The sequence below is a fragment of the Bordetella petrii genome (assembly GCF_020991325.1).
GTDB lineage: Bacteria > Pseudomonadota > Gammaproteobacteria > Burkholderiales > Burkholderiaceae_B > Bordetella_A > Bordetella_A petrii_E.
Genome location: NZ_JAJMLX010000295.1, coordinates 1 through 5,402, shown reverse-complemented (window position 1 = coordinate 5,402; position 5,402 = coordinate 1). Strand labels below are relative to the sequence as shown.

Annotated in this window: 6 protein-coding genes; 5 read left to right on the top strand and 1 reads right to left on the bottom strand. The window is 63.2% G+C overall.

The features are described 5' to 3' along the window. Positions 1-452: 452 nt before the first annotated feature. Entirely contained in the window at positions 453-2,171 is a 1,719-nt protein-coding gene (locus LPZ50_RS21220) for a ShlB/FhaC/HecB family hemolysin secretion/activation protein (RefSeq protein ID WP_230664699.1), read from the bottom strand. 443 nt (positions 2,172-2,614) lie between these two features. Here LPZ50_RS21220 and LPZ50_RS21215 point away from each other — a divergent pair, with 443 nt between their 5' ends. The 5 genes from LPZ50_RS21215 to LPZ50_RS21195 all read left to right on the top strand — a co-directional run bounded on the left by LPZ50_RS21215 (position 2,615) and on the right by LPZ50_RS21195 (position 5,280). After that, positions 2,615-3,433, top strand: coding sequence for an MHYT domain-containing protein (locus tag LPZ50_RS21215; RefSeq protein ID WP_230664697.1), 819 nt, complete (start codon positions 2,615-2,617; stop codon positions 3,431-3,433). Between the two features lie 107 nt (positions 3,434-3,540). Next, the gene (locus tag LPZ50_RS21210) at positions 3,541-3,738 is read left to right on the top strand and encodes a Flp family type IVb pilin (RefSeq protein ID WP_230664695.1); all 198 of its coding nucleotides are present in this window, start codon (positions 3,541-3,543) and stop codon (positions 3,736-3,738) included. Positions 3,739-3,882: 144 nt separating this feature from the next. Further along, entirely contained in the window at positions 3,883-4,347 is a 465-nt protein-coding gene (locus tag LPZ50_RS21205; protein WP_329957688.1) for an A24 family peptidase, read from the top strand. Then, positions 4,335-4,781: a TadE/TadG family type IV pilus assembly protein gene (locus LPZ50_RS21200; protein WP_230664691.1), complete on the top strand. Its 447-nt coding sequence runs from the start codon at positions 4,335-4,337 to the stop codon at positions 4,779-4,781. The genes LPZ50_RS21205 and LPZ50_RS21200 overlap by 13 nt, the downstream gene beginning before the upstream one ends. A 1-nt stretch (position 4,782) precedes the next feature. Next, positions 4,783-5,280: a TadE/TadG family type IV pilus assembly protein gene (locus LPZ50_RS21195; protein WP_230664689.1), complete on the top strand. Its 498-nt coding sequence runs from the start codon at positions 4,783-4,785 to the stop codon at positions 5,278-5,280. The last annotated feature ends 122 nt before the right edge of the window (positions 5,281-5,402 follow it).

Genomic DNA, 5,402 nt, shown 5'->3' with positions numbered 1-5,402 from the left:
GCCGCCACCGCCATCGCCGCCCACCCCCGGGGGGATGCCCGCCGTTTTCTTGCCGCCACTGCCGCCGCCGCAAGCGGCCAGCGCCAGGGCCAGCGCGGCCACCGTGGCCGTCCGGACTAAAACTCGTTGATAGCGACGTGCATTGGAATTTTTCTCTGACATGATCGCACTCCTGTGTGGAACGGTTCGGCGTCACCGATGCGCCGGTTATGTCCCTTGAAGCACAATTCATGCCAACGTCTTGAAGCAGCCCGAAACGGCTTGAAAATTTCTCGCTGGCACGAGAAATTCTGTTTTCAAATCAACGCGTAATCGGGATTTTGGAGATTTTCCCTGAATGCCGAACATCCCAAACTTGAGACGTTGGGGATCCTGCGAATGTTACGGTTTCACGGGTAGATGACGTTACGTTACGGGCGATGTTACGTAACGTTGCCAGCGGCGGGCCCGCGTCAGAACGCGTCGTAGAACAGCGAGTAGTTGGCGTTGAAGCGCAGGTCGCGGTCGCCGTTTTCCAGGGTGCGCGAGCCCACGGGCTTGGCCACGTTCACATCGAACAGGTAGTACTTGTCATCGGTGAAGCGCATGCCCAGGCCTACCGATGACAGGTGGCCGGGATTGTTGTTCTGGATGGCGCGGTTGTTGTACCAGGTGCGCGCGTAGTCCACCATCGCATACGGCTGCACGTTGGTCAGGTATTTCCAGCCCACTCCGAAGCGGCGATTGATCTCGGCCGACAGGCCCACGCCCTTGTCGCCGCTTTTCTCGCCCTGCGGGTAGCCCATGGCATAGCGCCAGCTGCCGTATGACACCTGTTCCGAACTGGGCAGCACGTCATCCGTGTACTGGCCCGCGCCGCTCAGCACCAGCCCGAATTGCGCGGGCAGCGAGAATGTCTGCCGCACATCCAGGTTGTAGCGGGTGAAGTTCAGCGCCACATCGGGTACCCCGGTATAGCCGTAATTGGTGTCGACCTTCTTGCCGGCCCCCGCGGCATTGAACCCTTGCGACACGCCCAGGCCGATTTCGGTCGACCGGCTGGGCAGCACGTCGCGGTAGCGCAATTCGGCCGTGGCCGCGCGCACGTCCACGTCCTGCCGCAGCCAGTAGTCGTTGCTGCGCGACTCGTACAGGTCTTCGGCATTCACCGCGTACACGTCCGCCGTGGCGGTCAACGAGCGCCGATTGTTCAACAACAGCGGATAGCTCAGGCCCACCGCGACCCGGTTATTGGTGACCTGGCGGTCAAAGCCCAGGCGTTCCACCGCGTCGTCTTGCGGATGCGAGCGGTAGTGGTGGGCGTCGACATGCAGCGTCAGCCCGTCGGCGTTCAGCGGCACGGCGATTTCCGCCGCCACGAAGCGCACATCGTCGGTATTCAGCGGAATGCTGCTGGTCAGTTTCACCTGCTCGCCCATGGGCGTCAGGCTGTTGGCCGCCACGTTCACCAGCGGCTGCATGCCGGTGCCCAGGTCCGCCACGCCGCCATTGGCCGTTACCGGACGGCGCGTGGCCGCCAGCACCAGTTCGGTTGCGCCGTCGGCGCGGCGCGGCAGGTCCAGGCTGGGCTGGAACTGCACGCCGGGCACGGTGCGCATCAAATTCAGCACGCGTTCCAGCGTGGGCTGCGTCAGCGGCTTTTCCTCCAGCAGCGGCGCGGCCAGGCTTTCCAGCCTGTCGCGGGCGTTGCCGATGTCGCCGTCGATGCGCACGTTGCCGATATAGCCTTCCACCACCGTCACCACGACCAGCCCATTGGCGAACGACTGGTTCTGCAGCAAGGCGAATGACAGGGGGTAGCCGCGTTCACGGTACAGCTCGGTGATCTTGTTCACTTCCGTGACCAGCGCGCCCACCGTGGTTTCCTTGCCGGCCAGTGGCGTCAAGTACGCGGCGACCTCGTCGAAGGGCAGAGCGCGCACGCCCGCCACGTCGAAATTGCGCGGCACGATGCGCTGCGCCAGGCGAGCCTGCACGGCCTGCTGTTCCGGCGTAGGGGCCTGCAACGTGGGCTGCGGCTGTGGGGCGCCGGTATTGGCGGGTGTCTGGATGCGGGGCAGCGCATCGACAGGGTTGCCGCGCAACGGCCCCTCGGCCACGGCATCTGCCGCCGCCAGCAGGGCCGGCAGCGAGAAAGAGGCAAGTACACCGGCGCGCAGGAAGGCTGTCATGGACTGCAAAGTCAGCAAAAGTGTGGTGGCCGCGTCACACTTCGGGCCTCCAACAAGATTGAAACAAAATTCTTTTTAAGAATTCCACATGTTGCCACATAGATAAAGTTTTTCGCGCGATGTCGTAAAGAAAATATACAAAATTGACGCATTAATATAGTTTCAATGCGGCAAATATGCCTATATGTAACGTAAATGCTGCATTTTATTGATTGTTTTCACCATTATCTGGACTTATTGCTCCGATAAGTTAGGATAGTCGGAAATATAAAAATAAATTAAGTAATAACCCTAATGCTATTTATCTGTCATTAGTTGAGACTATCTTCTACGTTGTGAAATCGTAATTACTACGGTTGGTTACCTGAATCTTTATGGAATTGTGCCCGCCGGCGCTTTTTGCCCAAGGCAAACAGCAGCAGGCGGGGCAGAGCGGAAACGTCATGACACCCGGTGAAATCGTTCCCTTGTCGTTCGCCCTGGGCTTGGTGATCTTGTCGTTCCTCATCGCGGCCTATGGCGCCTACGTGGCCCTGACGGCCGCGGCGCACATCCGTGCTGCCGCGGCCGACGGGCGATCGTGGCTGTCCTATGTGGGTATCGCCGCGGTATCGATGGGTGGCATCGGCATCTGGAGCATGCATTTCATCGGCATGCAGGCGCAGTCCATGCCTTTCGATGCGGGCTACCAGGTGTGGCTGACGCTGCTCAGTTTCCTGCTGGCCGTGCTGTGTTCCGGCCTGGCGCTGTGGTATGTGGCGCGCGAACGCTTTTCGGTGTTGCGTTGCATGGTGGGCGGCGTGGTGGCTGGCCTGGGCATTGCGGCCATGCACTATGTGGGCATTGCCGCCATGCGCATCCCGGCGCTGTTTCTGTGGAGCCCGGGGCTGATCGTGGTGTCGGTGCTGATTACCGTGGTTGCCGCCACGGCCGCGCTGTGGCTGGCCTTCCATGTGCAAACCACCTGGCAGCGCGTGCTGGCCGCGGCGGTCATGGGGCTGGCGGTTTGCGGCATGCACTACACGGCGGCGGCGGCGGGCACCATGGTGTGCACCGCGCCCCGCGCGTTCACGGGCTTCTTGATAGGCGGCGCGTCTCTGCCGTACATCGTGTTCGGTTTGTCGATTGCCACGCTGCTGTTGCTGCGCTGGCAATTGCACCGCTCATCCCTGCGGTTCCGCCAGAAGCTGGCGCAACGCGTGGATGCGCTGATCGGATCCGGCGCTTCCGTGGCCGAGGGCGGCATGCCCCCGGCGCGATGAAACGCGGGTGAGCACCCCGGCATGGGGCCGGGGCAGGGTGGCCTGCTTGCCGCAACGCAGCGGCGGCGGCCGGGGCTGTATGGACATGCATCTGCATGGAGAGAGAAATGAAAGAGCAACTTTTGAAGTTCTGGAATGATGAAGAGGGCGTTACCACGCTGGAATACGCGATCCTGGCGGCGTTGTTGGTGGCGGGGTTGGGGGTGGTCATAACCGCTTTGACCGGCGGTCTGGCAGATTTCTTTGAAACGATCTCCGCCAAACTCCAGACCATAGGTGGCACCACGCCTACTCCCGCTCCGTGATCACTGGACGGGTTAACACTTGTCGCATCTGTGATGTGCTGGCGTCAACCGGCTACGGCATGACTTGGCCTTTTGCCGGTTACGCGCGGCTGGCACTCATCACTAAAGGGTGACACGTTGTCTCAAGGGGAGTTGCTGTGGTGGGTGTTGTTCATCCTCTGGAATCTACTGTTGGCGGCATCCGATGGATACCGCCGCAGGGTTCCCAATGCGCTGATCGTGGCGGCCGCTTGCCTGCAGATGCTGTGGGCGAGCGCCGCCATGCTGGGCGCGGGGTGGCAGTATCCACCGCTGTGGCCGGGTTGGGGCCTGTCGCTGGCGGGCTTCCTGGTGGCCGTGTTGTTCGTGCCCTTGTGGATGCGGCGCGCGATGGGAGCGGGCGACGTCAAGGCCATCGCCATATACGGCCTGATTCTGGGGCCCAAGATGTTGCTGCTGGTTCTGGCGGTGGGCAGTCTGCTGGCAGGCGTGCATGCCGCCCTTTACCTGCTGGCAGCGCGCTGGTGGGCGCCGGCACCGCAATGGCGGCGAGTACCTTACGTCAGCTATCTCGCGGCCGGCGCGCTCAGCGTGGCGCTTATGCCGTTGAATTCGCCATGGTCTTCCTAGTGTTCTTCCTGGTGCTGTACGGCATCATGATGTACGGCATGATTTTCACGGCGCAGCAGTCGCTGAACCTGGCTGCGCAGGACGGAGCCCGCAAGGCGCTGCAATGGCAGGCCGGCGCGGGGCATATGCAGTTGCGGGCCGATGCGGCGCGCGCCATGGCTTTGCAGCAGGCGGATTGGATCACCGCGGTGTCCGGCGCGCCATTGGCCGTGGCGGTATGCGGCAGCGGCGGACCGCTCAGCGCCACGGCGGATGCGGCATGCAGCGGTCTGGCCTTGGCCGACGATCAACTGGAAGTCATCGTCAAGTATTCCTATGGCGCGCATCCCCTGATTCCCAATCTGCCCTTGATCGCGCGCGCCATGGTGCCCGACTTCCTGCAGGCGCGCGCATCGGTGCGCCTGAGCGATCTGGCCGGGGCCGAAGGGGCCTGACATGATGGCGCGGCGTTCATTTACCCAACGGGCCGGACGCGGCCGCCAGCGTGGCGTGGCGGCGGTGGAGTTCGCCATGGTGCTGACGGTGTTGCTGCTGATACTTCTGGCCATTGTCGGTTATGGCGCCATTTTCTGGGCGCAACAACAATTGTCGGCCGCCGCGGGCGAAGGCGCGCGCGCCGGTCTGCAGGCGCGCTATGCCGGGCTGGCCGATGTGCAGGCCGTGGCGTGCGACGCCGCCGTGAATGTGTTCGGCCCTGGCACCAGCGTGGAATGCAACCGCACGGCCGTGCCCGTGGCCTGCGCCTGGACGGGCACGGGCGGCGTGGCCGTGGGCTGCATGGATGTGGTGCTGCGCTACGACGTGGCGCAGTGGCCGTTGCTGCAATCTTTCCAGGGCCTGGTCAGGCTCGTAGCGGGCGGCAGCGCTGACGGGCTGATCCCGCAGACGCTGTCGGCCCGCGCCACTATTCAAATCACACAGGAGCCGCTATGACCGGCGCAAGTAAGATTCTCGCCGCTGTCTTGCTGGCGGCAGGTATTGTCCTGGCGGCACTCGCCTACTACCTGGCCAGCCGGCCCGCGCCGGCGCCCGCCCCGGCGCCGGTGGCCTCCGCC

Bases quoted from the DNA above. Each gene is read 5' to 3' on its own strand.
- LPZ50_RS21220 (WP_230664699.1), bottom strand. From the start codon at position 2,171: ATGACAGCCTTCCTGCGCGCCGGTGTACTTGCCTCTTTCTCGCTGCCG.
- LPZ50_RS21200 (WP_230664691.1), top strand. From the start codon at position 4,335: ATGGTCTTCCTAGTGTTCTTCCTGGTGCTGTACGGCATCATGATGTAC.
- LPZ50_RS21195 (WP_230664689.1), top strand. From the start codon at position 4,783: ATGATGGCGCGGCGTTCATTTACCCAACGGGCCGGACGCGGCCGCCAG.
- LPZ50_RS21210 (WP_230664695.1), top strand. From the start codon at position 3,541: ATGAAAGAGCAACTTTTGAAGTTCTGGAATGATGAAGAGGGCGTTACC.
- LPZ50_RS21215 (WP_230664697.1), top strand. From the start codon at position 2,615: ATGACACCCGGTGAAATCGTTCCCTTGTCGTTCGCCCTGGGCTTGGTG.